General features: G+C 39.7%; 19 protein-coding genes and 2 pseudogenes. 15 read left to right on the top strand and 6 right to left on the bottom strand.

Going from position 1 to position 21,561, the window contains the following annotated elements:
• The first annotated feature begins 31 nt into the window (after positions 1-31).
• The 8 genes and pseudogenes from AC0VYC_RS06635 to AC0VYC_RS06670 all read left to right on the top strand — a co-directional run bounded on the left by AC0VYC_RS06635 (position 32) and on the right by AC0VYC_RS06670 (position 7,291).
• Positions 32-298 carry a phosphocarrier protein HPr gene (locus AC0VYC_RS06635; protein WP_003211078.1) on the top strand — a complete coding sequence of 89 codons (267 nt, stop codon included), beginning with the start codon at positions 32-34 and terminating at the stop codon, positions 296-298.
• On the top strand, positions 298-2,016 hold the full coding sequence (ptsP, locus tag AC0VYC_RS06640; protein WP_008348058.1) for a phosphoenolpyruvate--protein phosphotransferase: 1,719 nt from the start codon (positions 298-300) through the stop codon (positions 2,014-2,016). The genes AC0VYC_RS06635 and ptsP overlap by 1 nt, the downstream gene beginning before the upstream one ends.
• A gap of 98 nt (positions 2,017-2,114) precedes the next feature.
• Positions 2,115-2,357, top strand: a complete 243-nt coding sequence (locus tag AC0VYC_RS06645) for a transcriptional regulator SplA domain-containing protein (protein WP_034646394.1) — start codon at positions 2,115-2,117, stop codon at positions 2,355-2,357.
• Positions 2,358-2,437: 80 nt separating this feature from the next.
• The gene (splB, locus tag AC0VYC_RS06650; RefSeq protein ID WP_007498710.1) at positions 2,438-3,466 is read left to right on the top strand and encodes a spore photoproduct lyase; all 1,029 of its coding nucleotides are present in this window, start codon (positions 2,438-2,440) and stop codon (positions 3,464-3,466) included.
• A 115-nt stretch (positions 3,467-3,581) separates the two neighbouring features.
• Positions 3,582-4,604, top strand: a pseudogene (locus AC0VYC_RS06655) (cache domain-containing protein); the annotation flags it as partial.
• Positions 4,596-5,543 carry a methyl-accepting chemotaxis protein gene (locus tag AC0VYC_RS06660; protein WP_370529227.1) on the top strand — a complete coding sequence of 316 codons (948 nt, stop codon included), beginning with the start codon at positions 4,596-4,598 and terminating at the stop codon, positions 5,541-5,543. The pseudogene AC0VYC_RS06655 and the gene AC0VYC_RS06660, both read left to right, overlap by 9 nt.
• A 76-nt stretch (positions 5,544-5,619) precedes the next feature.
• Positions 5,620-6,405, top strand: coding sequence for an SDR family oxidoreductase (locus tag AC0VYC_RS06665; RefSeq protein WP_017367137.1), 786 nt, complete (start codon positions 5,620-5,622; stop codon positions 6,403-6,405).
• A gap of 13 nt (positions 6,406-6,418) precedes the next feature.
• Entirely contained in the window at positions 6,419-7,291 is an 873-nt protein-coding gene (locus AC0VYC_RS06670) for an NAD(P)-dependent oxidoreductase (RefSeq protein ID WP_047946011.1), read from the top strand.
• Positions 7,292-7,405: 114 nt separating this feature from the next.
• On the opposite strand, the gene AC0VYC_RS06675 is transcribed toward AC0VYC_RS06670, so the two are convergent.
• Positions 7,406-8,203 carry a CAP domain-containing protein gene (locus AC0VYC_RS06675; protein ID WP_007498701.1) on the bottom strand — a complete coding sequence of 266 codons (798 nt, stop codon included), beginning with the start codon at positions 8,201-8,203 and terminating at the stop codon, positions 7,406-7,408.
• A 336-nt stretch (positions 8,204-8,539) separates the two neighbouring features.
• Here AC0VYC_RS06675 and AC0VYC_RS06680 point away from each other — a divergent pair, with 336 nt between their 5' ends.
• Both AC0VYC_RS06680 and AC0VYC_RS06685 read left to right on the top strand, forming a co-directional pair.
• Positions 8,540-10,663 carry a peptidoglycan D,D-transpeptidase FtsI family protein gene (locus AC0VYC_RS06680; protein ID WP_475389757.1) on the top strand — a complete coding sequence of 708 codons (2,124 nt, stop codon included), beginning with the start codon at positions 8,540-8,542 and terminating at the stop codon, positions 10,661-10,663.
• A 156-nt stretch (positions 10,664-10,819) separates the two neighbouring features.
• A pseudogene (locus tag AC0VYC_RS06685) lies at positions 10,820-12,645 on the top strand (PAS domain-containing protein).
• A 25-nt stretch (positions 12,646-12,670) separates the two neighbouring features.
• Here AC0VYC_RS06685 and AC0VYC_RS06690 read toward each other — a convergent pair.
• Positions 12,671-13,843 carry an aminotransferase A gene (locus AC0VYC_RS06690; protein WP_007498694.1) on the bottom strand — a complete coding sequence of 391 codons (1,173 nt, stop codon included), beginning with the start codon at positions 13,841-13,843 and terminating at the stop codon, positions 12,671-12,673.
• Positions 13,844-14,137: 294 nt separating this feature from the next.
• Between AC0VYC_RS06690 and AC0VYC_RS06695 the strand changes: the two genes are divergently transcribed.
• The gene (locus AC0VYC_RS06695) at positions 14,138-15,022 is read left to right on the top strand and encodes a cation diffusion facilitator family transporter (protein ID WP_017359428.1); all 885 of its coding nucleotides are present in this window, start codon (positions 14,138-14,140) and stop codon (positions 15,020-15,022) included.
• A gap of 64 nt (positions 15,023-15,086) precedes the next feature.
• Here the strand turns inward: AC0VYC_RS06695 and AC0VYC_RS06700 are convergent, their stop codons facing one another.
• Complete coding sequence (locus AC0VYC_RS06700; RefSeq protein WP_155720694.1) at positions 15,087-15,242, bottom strand: hypothetical protein; 156 nt, start codon at positions 15,240-15,242, stop codon at positions 15,087-15,089.
• 297 nt (positions 15,243-15,539) lie between these two features.
• On the opposite strand from AC0VYC_RS06700, the gene AC0VYC_RS06705 reads away from it, so the two are divergent.
• The 3 genes from AC0VYC_RS06705 to AC0VYC_RS06715 all read left to right on the top strand — a co-directional run bounded on the left by AC0VYC_RS06705 (position 15,540) and on the right by AC0VYC_RS06715 (position 18,496).
• On the top strand, positions 15,540-16,079 hold the full coding sequence (locus AC0VYC_RS06705; RefSeq protein WP_045035146.1) for an RDD family protein: 540 nt from the start codon (positions 15,540-15,542) through the stop codon (positions 16,077-16,079).
• A 124-nt stretch (positions 16,080-16,203) separates the two neighbouring features.
• Positions 16,204-17,514 (top strand): MFS transporter, encoded by a 1,311-nt coding sequence (locus AC0VYC_RS06710; RefSeq protein ID WP_096881341.1) that lies wholly within the window; start codon positions 16,204-16,206, stop codon positions 17,512-17,514.
• Between the two features lie 73 nt (positions 17,515-17,587).
• Positions 17,588-18,496 (top strand): chemotaxis protein, encoded by a 909-nt coding sequence (locus AC0VYC_RS06715; RefSeq protein WP_024719666.1) that lies wholly within the window; start codon positions 17,588-17,590, stop codon positions 18,494-18,496.
• 35 nt (positions 18,497-18,531) lie between these two features.
• Here the strand turns inward: AC0VYC_RS06715 and AC0VYC_RS06720 are convergent, their stop codons facing one another.
• The gene (locus AC0VYC_RS06720) at positions 18,532-18,993 is read right to left on the bottom strand and encodes a YkyB family protein (RefSeq protein WP_007498684.1); all 462 of its coding nucleotides are present in this window, start codon (positions 18,991-18,993) and stop codon (positions 18,532-18,534) included.
• Positions 18,994-19,470: 477 nt separating this feature from the next.
• Positions 19,471-19,686: a hypothetical protein gene (locus tag AC0VYC_RS06725; RefSeq protein WP_058337408.1), complete on the bottom strand. Its 216-nt coding sequence runs from the start codon at positions 19,684-19,686 to the stop codon at positions 19,471-19,473.
• 165 nt (positions 19,687-19,851) lie between these two features.
• Between AC0VYC_RS06725 and AC0VYC_RS06730 the strand changes: the two genes are divergently transcribed.
• Positions 19,852-20,028, top strand: coding sequence for a hypothetical protein (locus AC0VYC_RS06730; RefSeq protein WP_162837046.1), 177 nt, complete (start codon positions 19,852-19,854; stop codon positions 20,026-20,028).
• 210 nt (positions 20,029-20,238) lie between these two features.
• Here the strand turns inward: AC0VYC_RS06730 and AC0VYC_RS06735 are convergent, their stop codons facing one another.
• A complete protein-coding gene (locus tag AC0VYC_RS06735) occupies positions 20,239-21,516 on the bottom strand; it encodes an MFS transporter (protein ID WP_008348012.1) in 1,278 nt (425 codons plus the stop codon).
• Positions 21,517-21,561 lie beyond the last annotated feature (45 nt).

A 21,561-nucleotide genomic window follows, 5' to 3' on the forward strand; every position in this document is an offset into this window, starting at 1 on the left:
TATGAAATGTATAAAAAGGAGATTGATAAAAATGGCTCAACAAACATTCAAAGTAACTGCAGATTCTGGAATTCACGCACGTCCTGCAACAGTTCTTGTACAAACTGCTAGTAAATATGATGCTGATATCAACTTAGAATATAATGGTAAAACAGTGAACCTGAAATCTATTATGGGTGTAATGTCTCTAGGAATTGCGAAAGGTGCTACAATCACTATCTCTGCTTCTGGTTCTGATGAAAATGATGCACTTGCTGCGCTAAAAGACACAATGAAAAGTGAAGGCCTAGGCGAGTAATGCAACAACTGAAAGGAATCGGTGCTTCAGCAGGCGTTGCGATTGCAAAAGCATATCGTCTAGAAGAACCAGATTTAACAGTTCACCAAAAAGACATCAATGATCCAGAGACAGAAGTGAAACGCTTTGAAGAAGCAATTCATGTTTCAAAGCAAGAACTTGAAGCAATTAAAGAACATGCGCTAAAAGAACTTGGCCAAGATAAAGCGGATATTTTTTCTGCACACCTTCTTGTGTTAAGTGATCCAGAGCTGCTCAACCCAGTGAAGGATAAAATCACATCGGATAAAGTAAATGCTGAATTTGCTTTAAAAGAAACAGCAACAATGTTTGTTACAATGTTTGAAGCAATGGACAATGAATACATGAAAGAACGTGCAGCGGATATTCGCGACGTAACAAAACGTGTCACTGGACATTTGCTAGGCGTTGACATTCCAAACCCAAGTATGATTTCTGAAGAAGTCATTATCATTGCTGAAGATTTAACACCTTCTGATACAGCTCAGTTGAACAGACAATTCGTCAAAGGTTTTGCGACAGATATCGGTGGTCGTACTTCTCACTCAGCGATTATGGCTAGATCAATGGAAATTCCAGCAGTTGTTGGGACAAAAGAAGCAACAAAAACGGTGAAAAACAATGATCTGATCATTGTTGATGGTATTAGTGGAGACGTCATCATTCAGCCTTCTGAAGATGAAGTGAAAGCGTATCAAAAAAAGCATGAAGACTACTTAGCTCAAAAAGCGGAATGGGCGAAACTTGTTGACCAGCCAACGGTCACAAAAGACGGCGTTCACGTAGAGTTAGCTGCGAATATTGGAACACCTGAAGATGTAAAAGGTGTACTTGAAAATGGCGGCGAAGCAGTTGGATTGTACCGTACAGAATTTTTATACATGGGCAGAGATCAGCTCCCAACAGAAGAAGAGCAGTTCGATGCGTATAAAACCGTTTTAGAGAAGATGGAAGGCAAAGCTGTGGTTGTCCGCACACTAGATATTGGTGGCGATAAAGAACTTCCTTACTTGCAGCTTCCAAAAGAAATGAACCCGTTCCTTGGCTATAGAGCGATCCGCCTTTGCCTTGAAGAGCAGGAGATTTTCAGAACACAGCTACGCGCGTTACTTCGTGCAAGTACATATGGAAACTTGAAAATCATGTTCCCTATGATCGCGACGTTATCAGAATTTAGAGAAGCAAAAGCTATTTTACTTGAAGAAAAAGAAGCATTGGTTGCTGCTGGTACAGAAGTATCTGATTCCATTGAAATCGGAATGATGGTAGAAATTCCATCAACAGCTGTTATCGCAGATCAATTTGCAAAAGAAGTAGATTTCTTCAGTATTGGAACAAATGATTTGATTCAATACACAATGGCTGCTGATCGAATGAACGAACGAGTGTCTTATCTTTACCAGCCATACAATCCAGCTATTTTACGCCTCATAACGCTTGTGATTGAAGCAGCGCATAAAGAAGGTAAATGGGTTGGCATGTGCGGTGAGATGGCAGGAGATGAAATCGCAATCCCGCTCCTACTTGGATTAGGATTAGATGAATTTTCAATGAGCGCAACATCGATTCTTCCAGCAAGAACGCAGTTAAGCAAGCTTTCTAAGGAAGAAGCTGCATCATTTAAAGAGCATATCTTATCACTGAGTACAACTGAAGAAGTGGTTGATTTCGTGAAAAAAACGTTTCAACATAACTAGGTGATGTAAACCAGACAGGTCAAACTGTCTGGTTTTTTTGTCGAATTTTATCATAATCAGTCATATCGCTTGCAGAGAAGGGCATCCTAAAATAAAAAATGGAGGTGACCAGTTTGTCTTTCTCTAACTATAAGCCGGGTGATCAAGTATATGTCATTTATCGAAATCCACATGCAGCCAATGTCGCACAAATTAAAGAAGCGGAAATCGTTTCACACCCTTACAATGAGCAAGAGCTTGCGCTATTTCTACTTGAAACATATCACCCATTAGCCCCTGATGATGCCGTATTTCCAACATACGAAGAAGCAGAAGCCCTTTATCAAGATCTGTTTGAATAAGGGAGATTTTAGAAAGGATAGAAGCCATCCTGAGAGGTTAAAGTAACGATATGAACCTATAAGGTAAGGATGTGCTAATTATGATCAAACCGTTCGTTCCCCAGCTTGTGTATATTGAACCTCGGGCGCTAGAGTACCCATTAGGACAAGAGCTGAAAGAAAAGTTTGAAGGCATGGGAATTGAAATTAGAGAAACAACCTCACACAACCAAGTGAGAAATATTCCGGGGAAAAATGATTTGCAAAAGTACCGTAATGCAAAGTCGACGCTCGTTATCGGCGTGAGAAAAACCTTAAAATTTGATACATCTAAACCATCTGCAGAGTATGCCATTCCGTTTGCGACAGGATGCATGGGGCATTGCCATTATTGCTACCTGCAAACGACTATGGGGAGTAAGCCGTACATTCGCACATATGTCAATGTAGAAGAGATCTTAGATCAGGCTGAACAGTACATGAACGAGCGTGCGCCTGATATCACGCGATTTGAAGCCTCGTGTACATCTGATATCGTCGGAATTGACCATTTGACTCACACACTCAAACGAGCGATTGAATACTTTGGTCAAACCGATCTTGGCAAACTACGCTTTGTTACGAAATTTCATCATGTAGACCATTTGTTAGATGCAAAACACAATGGACGAACAAGATTCCGTTTTAGTATCAATGCCGATTATGTCATTAAATATTTCGAACCTGGCACATCACCACTCGATCAGCGGATTGAAGCGGCTGTAAAGGTAGCGAAAGCAGGCTATCCACTGGGCTTTATTATTGCCCCTATTTACATTCATGAAGGGTGGCAAGAGGGCTATAAAGTTCTATTTGAAAAACTCGATGCAGCTCTTCCTGAAGAAGTGAGACAAGATATCACCTTTGAAATGATTCAGCACCGTTTTACAAAACCGGCGAAGCGTGTCATCCAAAAAAACTATCCAAAAACAAAACTAGAACTAGATGAAGAAAAGAGAAGATATAAGTGGGGTAGATACGGAATTGGAAAATATATCTATCAAAAAGATGAAGAACAAGAACTTAGACAGACATTAGAATCATATATCGAACAGTACTTTCCGTCTGCAAAAATTGAATATTTTACTTAAAACAAGTCATTATGGCTTGTTTTTTCTATTTAAATTTTCTTACAACTATTGAATGCGGTACCAATTTTGCCGATATACACATTAAGATGCGAAAGTAGGATGTAGGGGTGATGAGATGTTTAAGAAACTTCAAGTGAGAATAGCTGTTTTCATCTCAGTTATTTTAATTTTAACCGTTGTCGCAGTTCAAGTGGGTTCCAATTTAGTATTAAGACCACTGATTGAACGAGATGCGAAAACAACGACAGCAGCAACGGCAGAAAGCATGAGAGACATCATAGCACTAAAGCTTGAGAATTACGGTGATACGATTAACAAATTGGCAACAAGTACACTTACTGAAGATTTTGCACAGAAACAAACAAAGCAGACATTGGCATTTGAAAACGATGAATTAAAAGGATTGCAGGAGCAGGATGAACTCATCTCGCTTGCCTATATAGGAACAAGTGATGGTAAAATGTTCGCTTTCCCGGAGTCCGATTTTGGTGAAGGGTATGATCCGTCTAAACGAGACTGGTATATTCAAGCGGCTGAAAAGCCTGACGACGTCCTATGGACAGATCCGTACATTGATAAAGCAACAAATGAAATGGTCGTTTCAGCCACAAAGGCGATCGTACGAAACGGGAAAGTAGTCGGTGTCGCTGGACTTGACTTGAAACTGGCTTCCATTCAGTCTTATATAAAAGAACAAAAGATTCCTTATATGGGAACGGCTTTCTTAGTTGACGGCACAGGGACCATTTTGGCACATCCAACAGAGCAAGGAAAAAATATCTCAAAAGTCGCTTCTGTGAAAAAAGCGATCGACAACTCGGGTATTGATGATGACAAACAGCTGACCGTCATCTCAAAAATTAAAGAGGCAAACTGGACGATCGGTGTGAGCTTCGAGAAAAAGAAACTTCTTTGGATCACTGAACAAATGAATCAGACAAGTATCATTATTTCTGTCATTGCCATTATACTTGCCATGATTCTAAGCTACTTATTGGCTAGAAGCATTACAACACCAATTAAACGCCTCATCGAGCATGTTCGTAAAGTGTCTGAAGGCGATTTAACCAGCTCGCTTGAGTCGAAGTCTCAGGATGAGATAGGGTTCCTGACGAAAAGCTTTAATCAAATGACTGAAGGCATCAGGGATTTAATTGAAAAAGTGAAAGAGTCTTCAGATCAGGTTGTGAAATCAACGGATGAAGTGACCCAAATTTCAAACGAGACCTTGCTGTCTAGTGAACAGATTGCAACGGCTATTCAAGAGGTCGCTGTAGGAGCGACGAAACAAGCATCAGAAGCGGAAACCATTAATGAAAAATCAGAGCATTTGTATGAAAAAGTTCGTCATATGGGTGAGCTTGCCACGCAAATGCAAACCAACTCAAAATCATCGGAAGATGCAAGCTATAGAGGACTTGATGCTCTTGGTCTGCTCGTCCAAAAATCAACACAAGCGAATGAAGAATCGAAGAAGGTAGAGCAAATGCTGCTTGACCTTGAGCATAAAACAAAAAATATTGAAAACGTCGTAACAGCGATCTCTGAAATCTCAGATCAAACGAATTTACTCGCACTGAATGCAAGTATTGAAGCAGCGAGAGCAGGAGAAAGCGGAAGAGGATTTGCTGTTGTTGCAGAAGAAGTCAGAAAGCTGGCTGAACAATCTGCAGAATCAACGAAACATATTAGTGAAACCGTAAAACTCATTCAAGATGAATCGAAAAAGGCAGCTGAAGCGATGACAGCAGCAAGCAAAATGAATGAAGAACAAGGTGATGCCATCAATTCAACAGGTGAGGCACTCAGCAGTATCACAATGGAAATGCAGGCACTTGTCGGCTCCATTGACAGCATTCATACACAAATCAATGAAATGACTGAAGAACAGCAGAAAATGAATGATTCCATTCAAAGTATTGCGGCCATTTCACAAGAATCCGCCGCTTCAGCTGAGGAAGTACATGCTTCCACAGACGAACAAGTACAAGCTTTAGAAAGAACGAAAACATCAACAGAAATGTTGAACGAATCAAGTCAGGCACTGCGTCAGGCAGTCAATCGGTTTAAACTATAATCTTGTAGAAAAGAACCTTGCCATGTGAGCAAGGTTCTTTTTGTATGATAAAATATGAACAGAGGAGGGTGCCAACATGCATGTTAATCTATCTGGAAAAAAAGCATTGGTCGCAGCAAGCAGTCAAGGTATCGGTAAAGCCATTGCCTTTCATCTTGCAAAAGAGGGAGCAGATGTGATGCTCTCGGGAAGACATGAGCACACGCTGCAAGAAGCGGTCAAAGAATTATCCCCGCTTGTAAAAGGGAAGCTGACGTATCAAGTATGTGATGTATCTGATGCCGAGCAAATTAAAGCACTTGTCGTCGCAGCAGCAGGTGATGAAAAACGTCTTGATATACTAGTGAACAATACAGGCGGTCCTCAAACAGGAACACTTGAAACCTTAACAGATGAAGATTGGATGGAATCCTTTCAGCTTCATTTACTCAGCTATATTCGGTTATTAAAAGAAGCCTTGCCGTATTTAAAAAAACAAGGTGCACGAGTGTTAAATATTGCATCTATGTCGGTCAAAGAACCGATCCCAGGCTTGATGCTGTCGAATACATTTAGACCGGCCATTACCGGCTGGACAAAAACAGCTGCCCAGGAGCTTGCCAAAGATGGCATTTTGATCAATACCTTAGCCCCGGGGAAAATTGAAACAGAGCGCGTGAAACAGTTGGACAAACACCGTGCACAAGAGGAGCAACAATCGGTTGAAGAGATCAAAGCACAAGCTGAACGTATGATTCCGCTGGGCCGTTACGGACAGCCAGAGGAATTTGCAGCATATGCGGCTTTTCTTTTATCTGAAGCCAATACATATATGACAGGTCAAACCCTCATCATTGATGGTGGATTGACAAAGTCTCTATAAGGAGGAATTCTTGATGGCACAAATCAAAACAGTTGGTTTTATTGGAATCGGTGTAATGGGACGTAGTATGGCAGGGCATTTAATGGATGCTGGCTACGAAGTTCTCGTTTATACAAGAACAAAAGCAAAGGCAGACACATTGGTTCAAAAAGGTGCTCTATGGAAATCGACCGTAAAGGAGATCGCAAAGGAGGCAGATGCCGTCATCACAATGGTCGGGTATCCATCAGATGTAGAAGAAGTCTATTTAGGAGAAGATGGACTCTTGGAACATGCTGCGCCTGGTACATACCTCATTGATATGACCACATCGAAACCTCAGCTGGCAAAAGAAATTGAAGCGAAAGCGAAGGAAAAAGGACTATTTGCATTAGATGCGCCGGTCTCTGGCGGAGACGTAGGAGCCAAAAACGGCACGCTGGCCATTATGATTGGCGGAGAAAAAGCAGCCTATGAAGCGTGCCTGCCGCTATTTCAGCAAATGGGAGAAAATATTCAATATCAAGGACCTGCAGGAAGTGGTCAGCATACAAAAATGTGTAACCAAATTGCTATCGCAGCAGGGATGGTAGGTGTGGCAGAGGCAATGGCTTATGCGGAAAAATCAGGACTTGATCCAGAGCAGGTACTTAAAAGCATCACAACAGGAGCAGCCGGCAGCTGGTCTTTGTCAAACCTTGCACCAAGAATGCTGAAAGGTGATTTCGAGCCAGGATTTTATGTGAAGCATTTTATTAAGGATATGGGCATTGCACTTGAAGAAGCAGAGCTGATGGGAGAAGAGATGCCAGGCCTGTCACTAGCGAAGTCATTATATGAAAAGCTCAGCGAACAGGGCGAAGAAAACAGCGGAACACAAAGCATCTATAAATTATGGGTGAAATAAAAAAACTGCCCCGCCTACGTGGAACAGTTTGTAGCGTGTAAACAAGCCCTCACATTGCTGAAAAAAGAAGACAAACTAAAAACCTGTCCCAAATAGAGACAGGTTTTTTTGATCTTATTTTCCGATGAATTGCTGCGTCCAGTAGTTACCAGATTTCACATAACCTACACCGATATGAGTATAGTTTTTGTTTAAAATGTTCGCTCTGTGACCTTCACTGTTCATCCAAGCTGTTACTACTTCTTGAGGTGATCTTTGACCTTGAGCAATGTTTTCACCTGCTGTTTTGTACGTGATACCAAATTGCTTCATTTGATCAAATGGAGATCCGTAAGTTGGGCTTGTATGAGAGAAATAGTTTTTATCTTTCATATCTTGTGATTTAGCGCGAGCAGATTTGCTTAATTTAGAATCAACAGAAAGAGCTTTTAAGCCTTGTTTTGCACGCTCTTTATTTGTCAGCTCAACCACTTCTTGTTCAAATGCATTTAAGCTGCTGTCTGCTTTTGTTGCAGTTGTGTCTTTTTGATCAGATTTTGAACTGTTGTTCGTTGTGTTTTCTTTTGCTGGTGTGCTTGGTTTAGAAGCAGCTGGTTTTTTCACTGATTCTTGTTTTTGTTCATTTTTTGCTTTGTTTACTTCTTTCACCACTTTTGTTCCAGTAACAGGTTGACCACTTTTGATCAGCTTGTTTAATAGAGCTTCGATCTCTTTTTGATTTGAAGTGCTTAGCTTGTTTACATCTGAAGAGATATGTAATTTTGCAGCTAATGTATGAAGATCAATGGCTTGATGCTGTACGTTTATGACTTGTTTCAGGTTAAGCTCTTTCGCATCAGCTGAATGCCCTCCAGTGAACGTGATCAATGCAGCAGCTGTTAGCGCTGAAAAAATGAATGATTTCTTTTTCATTTTGTAACTCCTCCTAAAATCTTTGTTTTGTTTTCTCACAGAAAATCATAACATGGACTTTTTGTTATAAACGTACCAGCATCCTCCATTGACAACGCCTATTTGTCATTTTTGTTAAAGTCATAGAAAGAATCTCCTCATATCAATGAATGGAGAATCTTTCTATTTAAAGAAAACGACATAAACATACCAATATTTTAAAGTGTTAGTATATTTTTTTGCAGAATAGGGATTGACAGCTTTTTTTCACTTGTTTCGCTGTAACAACTATTACAAAAGTGTTACAATAATGAGTGGTAATTGTAAAAGATTGAAAGGATGAGAGGAGCTACATAAGTGGGAGAGAAACAGCATCAAGGTGCTGCCGAGCAGAAAAAAATGAAGCGCCGGAACGCCTGGAGAATTAATCTCTTTTTCTTCGCTGTATTTAGTTTATTTGCTGGACTTGTCATCAAGCTCGGTGTGCTGCAAATCGTCAATGGTGAGGATTATAAAAAGCAAGCCAACCGAACTGAGGTCAAAACAGCATCATACCCGTCTCCAAGAGGAAAAATGTATGACGCGAGAGGAAGAGTCGTTGTTGATAACGAAAGTGTACCTGCCATCGTTTATACATCAGAAAGCGGTGTGAAAGCGGAGGATAAGATTAAAGTAGCAAGAAAACTTGCGACTTATATAAAAATGGATACAGATTTTTTGAGAGAGCGTGACATTCGAGATTTTTGGCTGGCCAGCCATCCGAAAGAAGCGGATAAGCTCATTTCAAAAGCAGAGCAAAAGAATCTTAAAGCAAAAGATGTCTATCCTCTTCAAGTAGAGCGTGTGCCTAAGAAAGAAGTCAAGGCGATCGAAAAAGATGCAGAGGAAAAAGCAGTTGCAGCGATCTATCGCAGGTTTACAGGCGGATATGCCTTTGAACCTCAAATCGTGAAAGCAATGGACCCGAACGAAGAGAAAAAAGGGGACGAAAAAGTTGCTTTACTCGATGAAACAAAAGAATCAAAACAGACATCATCCGTAAGTTTGACATACGAAGAGATCTCAATTGTATCAGAGCATCTTGATGAACTGCCTGGTGTAAATGTCATCAATGACTGGACAAGGAAATATCCGTATGAAAAAACCCTCTATAATGTCCTTGGCGGTGTCACCACCCCAGAGCAAGGTATTATAAAAGAGCGTGAAGATTACTATATGGCAAGAGGTTACTCGAGAAATGACCGAGTAGGAAAAAGTTATTTAGAATATCAATATGAAGATTTTCTCAATCCAGAAAAAGCAACTGTTCAATATACACAGGTCGGCGGCAAACTGCTTGATGAAATCAAGCGGACAGAAGGACGAAGAGGACTTGACCTTGCACTCACATTTGATATGGAGCTGCAAAAGGAAGTCGACAAAATCGTTGAATCAGAGCTAAGATCCGCTAGTGCAAGAAACTATATGATGGACCGTGCCTTTGTTGTGATGATGGACCCTAACACAGGTGATGTTCTCGCAATGTCAGGTAAGAAAATGGACGGAAGAGACGTCACAGATTATGCGATCGGAACATTTACGACTCAGTATGAAATGGGCTCTGTTGTCAAAGGAGCTACTGTCCTCTCTGGTTATCAAGATGGCATGTCACACAACCAATCCTATACGGATACACCGCTGTATTTTGCGGGAAATGGAAAACCGAAGAAATCATATACCAATCTTGGCTGGGTTAATGATCTTCGAGCGCTACAAAAAAGTTCAAACGTCTATATGTTTCATGTAGCGATGAGAATGGCAGGGATCACCTACCAAAAGAATGGCCCGTTACCGGCAAGACCTGAACACTTACAAAAAATGAGAAACTATTATGCGCAATTCGGACTTGGCGTAAAAACAGGGATCGACTTGCCGCAGGAATCAAGCGGGATGCAGACGCATCCTAAGACAGTCGGCGGACTCTTGCTTGATGAAGCGATTGGTCAGTATGACACATATACACCACTTCAAGTCGCACAATACATGTCGACCATCGCAAATGGAGGTAACCGTATTCAGCCAAGAGTGGTGAAAAGTGTTCACTTTCCAACGAATAAGGAAGAAGTAGGTCCTGTTGTGAAGAAATATGAGCCGAAGGTGCTGAACACCATTAACAACTCGAAAGCAGATATCGACCGCGTCAAAATGGGACTAAAAATGGTCACATCAACAGGCGGGACTGCCGCTGGCCGGTTCGGTCAGCATGATGTCGCAGGGAAAACGGGTACAGCCCAAACCTTCTACTATGGTGCCAACCGGAGCTGGTGGGGGAATGCCACGTACAATTTAACCTTTGGAGGATATTATCCTTCTTCCAATCCGAAAGTAGCATTTAGTGTCGTCACACCGTATGTATCAGATAAAGATCCTGTCATTAAAACCATTCCAAGTAAAATTGTTGATAAGTACGTTGAATTACAAAAGAAATATGAAAAGCAATAAACAGCAGGGAGCACAGCAAGAGAAAGTGCTCCCTTTTTGCTGAAAATATGGACGTTTCACACGAGATTGGGAGGAAAATACGGTTTTTCTAGCGAATCCTTTTTATACATCAAACTAAGGACAACCCTAAAAAAATTAAAGGAGGGTCGGACGACGATGGAACAAAAAATGAAAGATTCGAATCAGCTGTACTCGAATATTGATTTACATGCCGTTCTTTCTTCTAATGGCCGCTTTCTCTACATTTCTTCCAATTGTAAGCAGCTTTTGCTCTATGAACAAAAGGATTTACTAGGGTGTTTTTTGAAAGACTTTGTTCATACCGAAGATCAATTTCTCGTCGAAAGTTATTTCTATAATCAGCACATGCTAGAGATTTGCCACTTTAGACTGCTTAGAAGTGATCTTACAGCTGTATGGGTAGAAGCAAGCATTGATTTTGTTGCTTGTGATGGGTTAGACAACGAATTAAGTAGAGAAATGATCCTGAAAATGAGGGTAATGAATACAGAGCCTCAAAAAGCAGCATTTCAACCAACAGAAGTGTCAGAACAGTCGTTAGGCAGTCTACCGGCTTTCCAAGATGTCAGTGAAGCTGAAAATCTGATTGCCATGCTGCCAAATCCGTTATGTATTACGGCGCTTGGGAAAATAGTGTATGCCAACGATGCGATGCTGCAATTAATGGGTGTATGTACAAAAGATGAAATGATCGGCAAGTCTGCGTTTGATTTTATTGCCGAGGAGTACCATGACATTGTGAGAAGCCGAATCAAAAGACTACAGCAAGGCCTTCCAGTCGGAATGATTGAACAAATATGGAAAAGGAAAGACGGGAGCATGATTCATATTGAAGTGAAGTCATCTCCGGCAATTTATCAAAATCAACGGGCAGAACTTTTACTATTAGTGGATATCTCTTCCCGTAAAAAATTTCAAACCGTTCTTCAGAAAAGCAGAGAGCGGTATCAGCTGCTTATCCAAAATTCTATTGATACCATCGCCGTCATCCACGATCATAAATGGGTATTTATGAATGAATCAGGTATTAAATTATTTGAAGCCGAACATTACGATAAATTAATCGGAAAAGATATCTTTCATCAAATCCATTCATGTGATCAGCAAAAAGTCAAAAAGAGCTTATCACGTATAATCGAAAGAGCATCAGATTCTGAGATTGTGACGATGAGCTGCCATACGTTTAAACACCGGTTGATTTATACAGAAATGGTGTGTATCCCTACCACATTTTTTGGTGAAACAGCCGTTCAAATTATTTTAAGAGATATATCTGAACGAAAACAGACAGAGGAACTCATGCTGCGCTCTGAAAAATTATCAATCGCAGGTCAATTGGCAGCAGGCATTGCACATGAAATAAGGAATCCACTGACGGCGATTAAGGGCTTTTTACAGCTCATTAAACCAAAAACAAAAGACCGTGATCAATATTTTGAAATTGTCTTCTCTGAGCTGAGCCGGATTGAAATCATCTTAAGTGAGCTACTAATGCTTGCGAAGCCGCAGCAAACGGCATCCATGCAGACGCTTGATTTGAAAAAAATCATTAGCGAAGTCACCGCTCTGTTAGAGACACAGGCCAACTTAAATGGAATTTTGATGAACACAAGTGATATCGAGGAGGATCTCTGATGAATGGGGATCAAAACCAGCTGAAGCAGGTGTTTATCAATTTAATCAAAAATGCCGTCGAATCCATGCCGGACGGAGGGAAGGTAGACATTACCGCCAAATCCGAAAAAGAAGGGATACTTGTCACGATTAGAGATGAAGGAATTGGTATTCCTGAATCGGTCATGAAGCGGATCGGCGAACCTTTTTTAACGACAAAAGAAAAGGGAACAGGACTTGGGCTCATGGTGACATTTAATATTTTAGAAAATCACAACGGAACCATCCGGGTAGATAGCGACCCAGAGAAAGGGACTGTGTTTCACATCATGTTTCCCGCAAAATAAAAACAACGGCAAGAGAGCCGTTGTTTCATCCGTCTATTGATTGTATGGAACGCTTTTCAAGAACAAATTGTTCGAGACGGTCAAGTCCTTCTTTTAACGTTTCAAGTGAATATGCATAGGAAAGGCGCACATATCCTTCTCCGAGTGAAGAGAAAGCAGAACCAGGTACGACCGCAAGTCTTGTACTTTCTAACAACTCCATGCAAAAATCAAATGAACTCATCCCAAACGATTCAATGGAAGGGAAAATATAAAAAGCGCCGGAAGGCTTAATGACCGGAAGCCCCATAGAAATGAGTCGATCATATACATAGTCGAGTCTTTTCTTATATTGCTCTCTCATGATCAGTGCATCATCCACACCATTTGTCACTGCTTCAAGTGCCGCCTTTTGTGAGATAGCCGAGGCACAAGACACGTTATATTGATGTACTTTTAATACATGTTTAGCAATAGGAGCGGAAGCAAATAAAAAGCCGATTCTCCATCCGGTCATGCTATGAGATTTTGACAGTCCATTGATGACAATCGTCTGTTCCTTTAAGAAAGAAGCAATGGAGTGATGCGGACGATCAAATGTCAGCTCACTATAAATTTCATCAGATAGAATAAAAATATCCTTTCCTTCAAGAAGCTGTGCAATTTCTTTCAATTCTTCTTCTAATAGCGTGACCCCAGTTGGATTTGAAGGGTATGGAAGGACAACACACTTTGTCTTTTCCGTTAATGCATCTTCAATCAGCTTGGCGTTTAATTTAAAACCGGCATTTGTTGTGTCGATATGCACAGGCACCGCACCGCACATCCGAATGATCGGTTCATAGCCAGGGTACACAGGGCCGGGCAGGATGACCTCATCGCCTTCAGTCAAAATGGTTCGAAACGCAGCATCAATTGCTTGACTCGCACCTGTTGTCACAATGATTTCTGTCTCTGCATCATAATCAAGATGGACTTTCTTTTTGATGTACTGCTGGATTGCTTGTCTTAGCTCTAAAAATCCAGCATTATGAGTATACGAGGTGAAATTCTCGTCAATGGCTGTTTTGGCAGCTGTTTTGACATGATGCGGCGTATAAAAATCGGGCTGACCTATGGTCAATGAAACAACATCCTCATATGAAGATACGAGATTTGAAAATGTTCGAATGCCTGAAATTTCAATATCCTTTACTCTTGGATTCAGCAAATGCTCCATTTCTCATCACCTTAAAAATTTATGTTTTTATCCTATTTTACCATTCACTGCATAAATGTCACCTGCGGAAAGGCTTCGGATATCGTTATATGTAGTCTATTCTCCTATCCATCACAGCATGAGTGATATATGAAGAAAGAGCAACATTTATTATAGCGTAACCTGCTCGGAAAATACAGCTCTGCTTAAGATGATTAGAATAAGACAAAACGGTATAAACTGAAAGAACGAGAGAATCAAGTCATGGGAATTGCTTTCACAGGCATACGATCTCCAGAAGGAGGACGATAATAGATGGATCAATCAGCAAAGACATCGAAAATAGCCTTTTTATCCGTCATGAGTAATACGTTTGTAGTGGTCCTTAAAATCATTGTAGGGGTGTTAACTGGATCTGTTGCGGTTTTATCAGAAGCCATTCACTCTTTTCTCGATTTAATGGCCTCTTTTATTGCATTTATCTCTGTTCGTATTTCAAGAAAGCCGGCAGATTCAAAACATCCTTATGGACATGGGAAAGTTGAGAATATTTCTGGAACGATTGAAACTTTGTTGATTTTTGTAGCTGGGATTTGGATCATTTATGAGTGTGTTCATAAATTAATGCATCCTGAGCCTGTTAAACTGCCGGTACTTGGTATTGTGGTCATGCTGATCGGGGCACTTATCAATTTTGTTGTGTCGAGAGTTGTGAACAAAGAGGCAGAGCGAGTACATTCTGTTGCCATGAAATCGAATGCACTGCATCTTTTAACAGATGTGTTTACGTCACTAGGAGTCGCCATTAGTTTATTGCTTGTTGCATTAACGGACTGGTATTTCCTCGATCCGATTATTGGAATGGTGCTAGCGCTCTATATTATGCGTGAAGCATTTAAACTTATGAAGGAAGCCTTCCCGCCGCTTGTCGACGCCCGGTTAACCCCGGAAGAAGAACAAGCGATAGAGGCCATCATTCAAACATTCAGTCAAGAATTCATTGAATATCATGACTTTCGAACAAGACGATCCGGTGCTGAAGAATATATTGACTTCCATTTGATTGTTCATGGAAAAACAACCATTGAAGATGTTCATCAATTATGTGATCGAATTGAAGAGAACATTCAGCAGGCGTTTCCGCATGCACAAATCTTTATTCATGTAGAACCTGAAAGTGAAAGAAGCACACAAACGTAAAAAGGCGATACCACCTCTTTGAAGGTTGTATCGCCTTTTTTTACGCTTCATCTATGAAATGAAATCAATATCCATAAGCAGTATCGTAATCTTCATACCAAGAGATATATGCAGCATCTTCATTAGATAAACCATGTTTCATATCTAAAAAATCAGCTTCGCAAATATCTTCAATCACAGTCATTTCGTTGTTCTTTAATAGTACGACAGTTCCCATCATGAACACCTTTCTTTAAAAAATCCTTGACTATTGTACCATGTGAAATGTGATTGTCAACAGAAGAATCGAAATGAGACAAAAATATCACAAAATGTTAAAAAATCAGGCGTTGAAAGAACTAGATGTGCCATAATTTCTGTGAATTTTCAGTATTTATTCACATAAATCATCATTGAAAAATGATCTAAAATTCATGTAAAAATGTAAAGCTCCATTGATCTTGCGATATTCATAAGATATAATAACGAATGATTATAAGAAATTTATAGAAAACATACATAATAAAGGAGAAATAGGATGGAAACAAACATGTCAGAAGCACCTATTCAAGAAGAAAAACATCCTGAACTAGCTGGTGTAGGTTATCGTTTTCTTGCTCATCTTTTAGACGGTGTCATTATTAGTGTACCATTCTCATTCATTGTATTTATTCTCGCAACACTCTTTTTTGTCTCAAGCCCTGAGGCGGCATTTTTAATGTATGATGATAGCTATTACTATTCTTCAACGGTGATCACGGATGAAGAATGGGCAGTCATAATGGGCTTTATCTTTTTCTATGGCGTAACGATTTTAGTCGGTATCGCGGTGACTTGGCTGTATTATGCGATCATGGAATCATCAAAGCTGCAAGGAACTCTTGGCAAAATGGCTCTTGGAATCAAAGTGACAAAAGTAACGGGTGGAAAAATAACATTCGGGCGCGCGACAGGTCGCTTTTTTGCAAAAGGCTTTTTGTCTCCAATCTTATGTATTGGCTACATCATTGCGTTTTTCACAGAAAAAAAACAAGCACTTCACGATTTGATTGCAAGTACCATTGTCGTAAAGAAATAATGAAAAGAAGCACCTCTGCTAAATAGTTAGGGGTGCTTTTTGTATAGATTGCTTGTATGGAAGAGGGAAACGTCACATAAAGTAGAATGATAGTGAAAATAAAGCAGAGAAGGGAGTCAATCTATTGAAAAGAGGGAAAATGATCGTTCAAAAAAAAGGGGCAAGCTTCGGGCTCTTTTTCACCGCACCTGTTTTGGCCTGGGCATTGTATGATTTTGCAAATACGATATTTTCATCGAATATGATCACCATTTTCTTCCCATTTTACTTGCAGGAGACGATAGGCGACAGTGCGAGGATGGATCAAATCGCCAGTACATTTATTTCTTATGCGAACGCACTTGCAAGCTTTTTCCTCGTCATTTTTACGCCTTTATACGGTGTGCTGATTGATCGTACAGGGAAAAAGAAGCGGTATATCACGGTGTTTACCCTGATTTGTATTGCCTGTACCTTTATGATGGGGATCTTTGCTGGGATTGATTTCTCAAGCGAATGGTTTGGTCTTCCTGTTTCCTTATTGGTGGTGGTTACCTTGTTCGTCATCGCCAAATTTTTCTATCACTCTAGTCTTGTTTTTTATGACACCATTTTGCCCGATCTTGGGACAAAGGATGAAATCCCCCTCATTTCTGGATTCGGTATTGCTGTCGGCTATTTAGGTACACTTGTCGGCCTTTCTGTTTATTTACTTGTAGGAAATGACCAGTTTCATGAAGCATTTATTCCGACAGCCCTTTTATTCTTTCTCTTTTTTCTTCCCTTTCTCTTTATTATAAAAGATCCTCAACCTCTCCCGCAGCAAGAGAAAAAGGCGTCTTTTTTCAGCGGGTATAAAGAGATTATTCGTACGTTTAAAGAGATGAAGCAGTACAAACCGGCCTTTATTTTTATGATCGCTTTCTTTTTTATGAATGATGCGTTGCAGACAGCGATTGCGATGATGGCGGTTTATGCCAAAATTATCATTGGCTTTACGGCAGGTCAATTTATTTTGCTTTATCTTGTGTCCACGATTTCAAGTATCATTGGCTCGTTTCTATTCGGATATGTCACAAAGGCCATCGGGGCAAAGCGCTCGATTACAGTCGTGTATGTCATTTTAATTGTGGCGCTCATTCTAGCTGTGACAGCGACAACTGAATGGGTCTTCTGGGTAGCAGGCAGTCTATTCGGAATTTCACTTGGCGCAAGCTGGGGATCATCACGAATCCTCATTATTGAGCTGACGCCTAAAGAAAAACGAGGGCAATTTTTTGGTCTCTTTGCGTTTTCGGGAAAGGTGTCTTCAATTGTTGGTCCCATCATTTATGGCTCCGTCACACTGCTATTTGCAGCACATGGGAATCTCGCAAGCCGTCTTGCATTAGGGTCTTTGCTCATCCTTGCAGCCATAGGACTTGTGATTCATCAATTCGTGCGAGAGAAAGCGTAAAGAAACGTCAACTTTTTACCCATGCTGCCGATATAAAAAGTACAATCTTATATTGAAGAATAGAGGGATTTCCGTGGCTTTAAACAAACAAGAAATTTTACTTGACTCTGGTACTAATGAATTGGAAATTGTGAAGTTTGAAATTGGTTCAAATCAATTCGGCATTAACGTCATGAAAGTAAGAGAAATTATTCAGCCAGTTGAGGTGACAGTTATACCGCACTCTCACCAAGATGTAGAAGGGATGATTAGTTTACGAGGCGAGATTTTACCAGTCATCAATCTATTTTCCTTTTTTAATGTCGAGTCAGATCAGTCAGAACAAGAGAAATACATTGTGACTGAATTCAACCAACGGAAATTTGTGTTCCATACAGGAACGGTATCACAAATTCACCGCGTCAGCTGGGAAGAGATTGAAAAACCAACTGCACTCAATCAAGGAATGGACCGTCATTTAACAGGGATCATCAAGCTTGACGAGAAAATGATTTTCCTTCCAGATTACGAAAAAATCATTTATGATATTGAATCCGCATCTGGCGTAGACACATATCATATGTTTGACGGTGAGAAAGACGAGAGAAGAACAGGGAAGAAGCTGTATGTTGTTGAAGATTCTCCGCTTCTCATGCGCTTATTAACAAATGAATTAACCGAGGCAGGCTATAAAAACATTGTAACCTTTGAAGATGGGAAACAAGCATATGACCATGTCATGGATCTTGTCAGTAAAGGCATTAGTGTGACAGAAGAAATTGATATGATTATTACAGATATAGAAATGCCAAAAATGGATGGACATCGATTAACAAAGCTGCTGAAGGACAATCCTTTAACACAGTCCATTCCAATTCTCATTTTCTCTTCATTAATTACGGACGATCTGCGTCATAAAGGGGAAACCATCGGTGCAGATGATCAAATTAGTAAACCAGAAATTCATCAGCTGATTGAAAAAGTAGATCATTTTATTATCTAAAGAAAAAAACCACTCGCTTTGAGTGGTTTTTCTGTTTAAAAATAACTTTCCCCGAGCCGTTTGAAGACGGGTTTTGTATAATGTGATTTTTGTTTTGTGGCGGCAGGTTTTTCTTTTAAACCGACATACGTTTGAAGTATTTGTTTTGCTCGATTTAATGACATATTCGCTTTCGGATTGCGATATGATTGATTTAAATTTCCTAAGTGTGGCAAAAATTCGAAGTCTTCTTTAGTTGGTGGCAGATGAAAATAATAATCTCCGATTTCAATCAGCACGTCGGACTGTTGTTGACTATATCTGGGATTGTTAGAGAAATGTAGGCCCACTTTTCTTCCTTTACCTTCTTGCAATAGTTTTTGCAGCGCACGTTTTTTCAAAAGATAAAGAAACTTGGGATTTGGTGCGGTTTTAGCATGGCGGTTAACAGTATAAATGGCTTTTGCGATGTTTTCTGCTGTAGGTTCTATGTCTTTAGTATGAGCATAATCGTCCATTTTTTCTCTCCTTTGTCTTTCGTCTTCCTGTGCTTAGTATAAATTATACGTTTTTATTAGTAAATTGCAAATAGTCTTATTGTAAAAAGCAATGAGATTACATGGTTATTATTTAAAATAGCCAAAAATCATAATGTTGAAACCTTGCTGAAATTTGAAGAGGTCGACACATCTTTCTATCACTTTTATGATGAATGTCTCGCTGTTTTAGATGAAAAGCATACCATTATGTTAAATATTCAAGTGGTAGGAATTGGCTGAGCATTGGTAGAAGATGCAGTAGGGGTGCATAAGTTAAAAGATCGTTTGTTTTCGATCATTAGAGGATGTAGTGAAATGTATACAAAGTGAACTATCATAACAAGATAACTACCTATTTGAATCAATGGGTAGTTTATCAATGTATAGATGGTTCATCGTGTAAAATTTACCATATGCAAGACAATCAAAGTCGAACATATGGCTTAAAAACATGGACTATTTCGTATGGCTAGAATAAGCACAGTAAAAACAGCCGTTAAAATCAGTTTCACTCGTCATTTTTTTGGCTTCATCCATGGCGCTTTCACTGTTCATGTGCAGACCAATCAACGTACGGCTTGCTGCATCACCTAAAAATGCGCAGTCTTCTGTATGTACAACATATTGTCCTTGTTCATTTTTTGAATGAATAAAATAATAGCTTTTTAGCATACCTCTCACCTCCAACCTGACTATATTACTATAAAACTTCCAATATTGTAAAGAATTTTTATTAAAAATGTTGCGTTTATACACATCCCTTTTATTTCATAAAAAGAAAAATTTGTTATAAGATAAGAAGAGCAAAGTCAATGAGAACAGAAAGGACGGTTTAGATTGAAAGATATTTTAACGCCTTTATTGGTCGCTTTTGTCGTTGGAGGCATTGTGTACGTGATAGATGATCAGCCGATTCATCCTTTTCTTCTTTTTCTCATCTTATTTATTAGCATTTATACAGTCGATAGAATCGTTCATTTTGCTTCAAATCATTTCGATGAGCAGAAAAAATAAGCGTCGTTTATGTTGTTACTTCCATGAAAAAAGGACTTTCTATAGAAGAAAGTCCTCAGCGTGTAGTCAAACCCTCGCATTCTTTGTCAGTCCTGTGGCAAATTCGCTCCGCGCCAGTACTCGTCCTTCCTAGACTGCAAAGGTTTTCTATCACGCTAAAAAGAAGAAAAAGGGCTAAAATAAACATTATTTTAGCCCTTTTTGCTTCATCTATTGTACTCCCTGACCTTTTAATTCACGCTGTACATCTAAGTCAGCAGCTTCTCTGCTGAACTTTGGCAGTGTAATGAAGTAAAAAAGGAAGACGAGTAAAATAATAATACCCATTCCGTAATAAATGTAAGAAACATTGGTGATGAGCTTTGGAAATAACACGGCAATTAAACCTAGCGTCATTGATTGTGCAAACATGGTGAGCGGATCAACCCACCCTGATACGCGTCCCATCAGACGAGGGTGAACAATTCTTGGGAGCCAGCCTCCAATGACAATGTTGACTGGACCAATACATGTACCAATGACAAATGATGTGACATAAAATAACCATAATGTATGGGTAGAACCAAGGACAAAAATTAAAATACCTGCAACTAGAATTGGAATCGACATGAGATATTGCATCTTTACCTTTTTCGCAAGAATAGAGCCAAGTAAGCTTCCAACTAGAAGTCCGGCACCGATCGCGATCGTAAAAAAGGATGTATGCAGTTCAAAATGGTCCGGTGAAAGACCGTATTTCATTGTAAACATCGGAAGAACGGCAAATGCGCCATTCACAAGACCAAAAACAAAAAAGCCAAAAATTAAAGAAGCCAATAATTTATTTTTTAAAATATAGAGAATGCCTTCTTTAAAATCTTTTAGAGATGTTTTAACGGTCATGCCTTTCCAGCCTGCTTGTCCATTTGGCTGACGTGCTTCAATTGGAATATTGCATGATCGAATGAGAATACCGGAAATAATAAAACTGACCAAATCAATGGTAATGGCACCGTGAAGTCCAATCGTTTTATACATAATGGCACCAATTCCAACACCAAATACCATAAACAAACTAAACAGCATCTGATTTAAACCTGCAGCTTTTGCATATTGATCTTTATTTAAAATGGCCTGAACGAGAGAGGCTTCAGCTGGATAGAAGAACTTCGTAATGGCACTTCGTATAAACAAGATCAAGAAAATAAGCGGCAGTGAATTAAAATAAATGACGATAAATAAAACGATCGTCAGCCCAGCTCGTATCCAATCACAATTCTCTGCGACTTTTTTACGATCAAAACGGTCTGCGACCACACCGACCATAAAAAAGACAAAGATCGTAGGCAGTGAATACATTAACTCTGCTAAAGTGGCGTAAGCGGGCTGATGACTAAAATGGTCGAGCAAATAAAAGGCAAACGCCATATTGCCTACTGTTGTCCCCATTTGCGAGGCAAGTGCTGCAAAAAAGAGACGAACAAAATTTCTGTTTTTAAAAATATCCATAAATACGCTCCTTAACCTGAAGATCCCACTTTCTATCATATAAAA

Source organism: Bacillus sp. iso_77, from assembly GCF_056173625.1.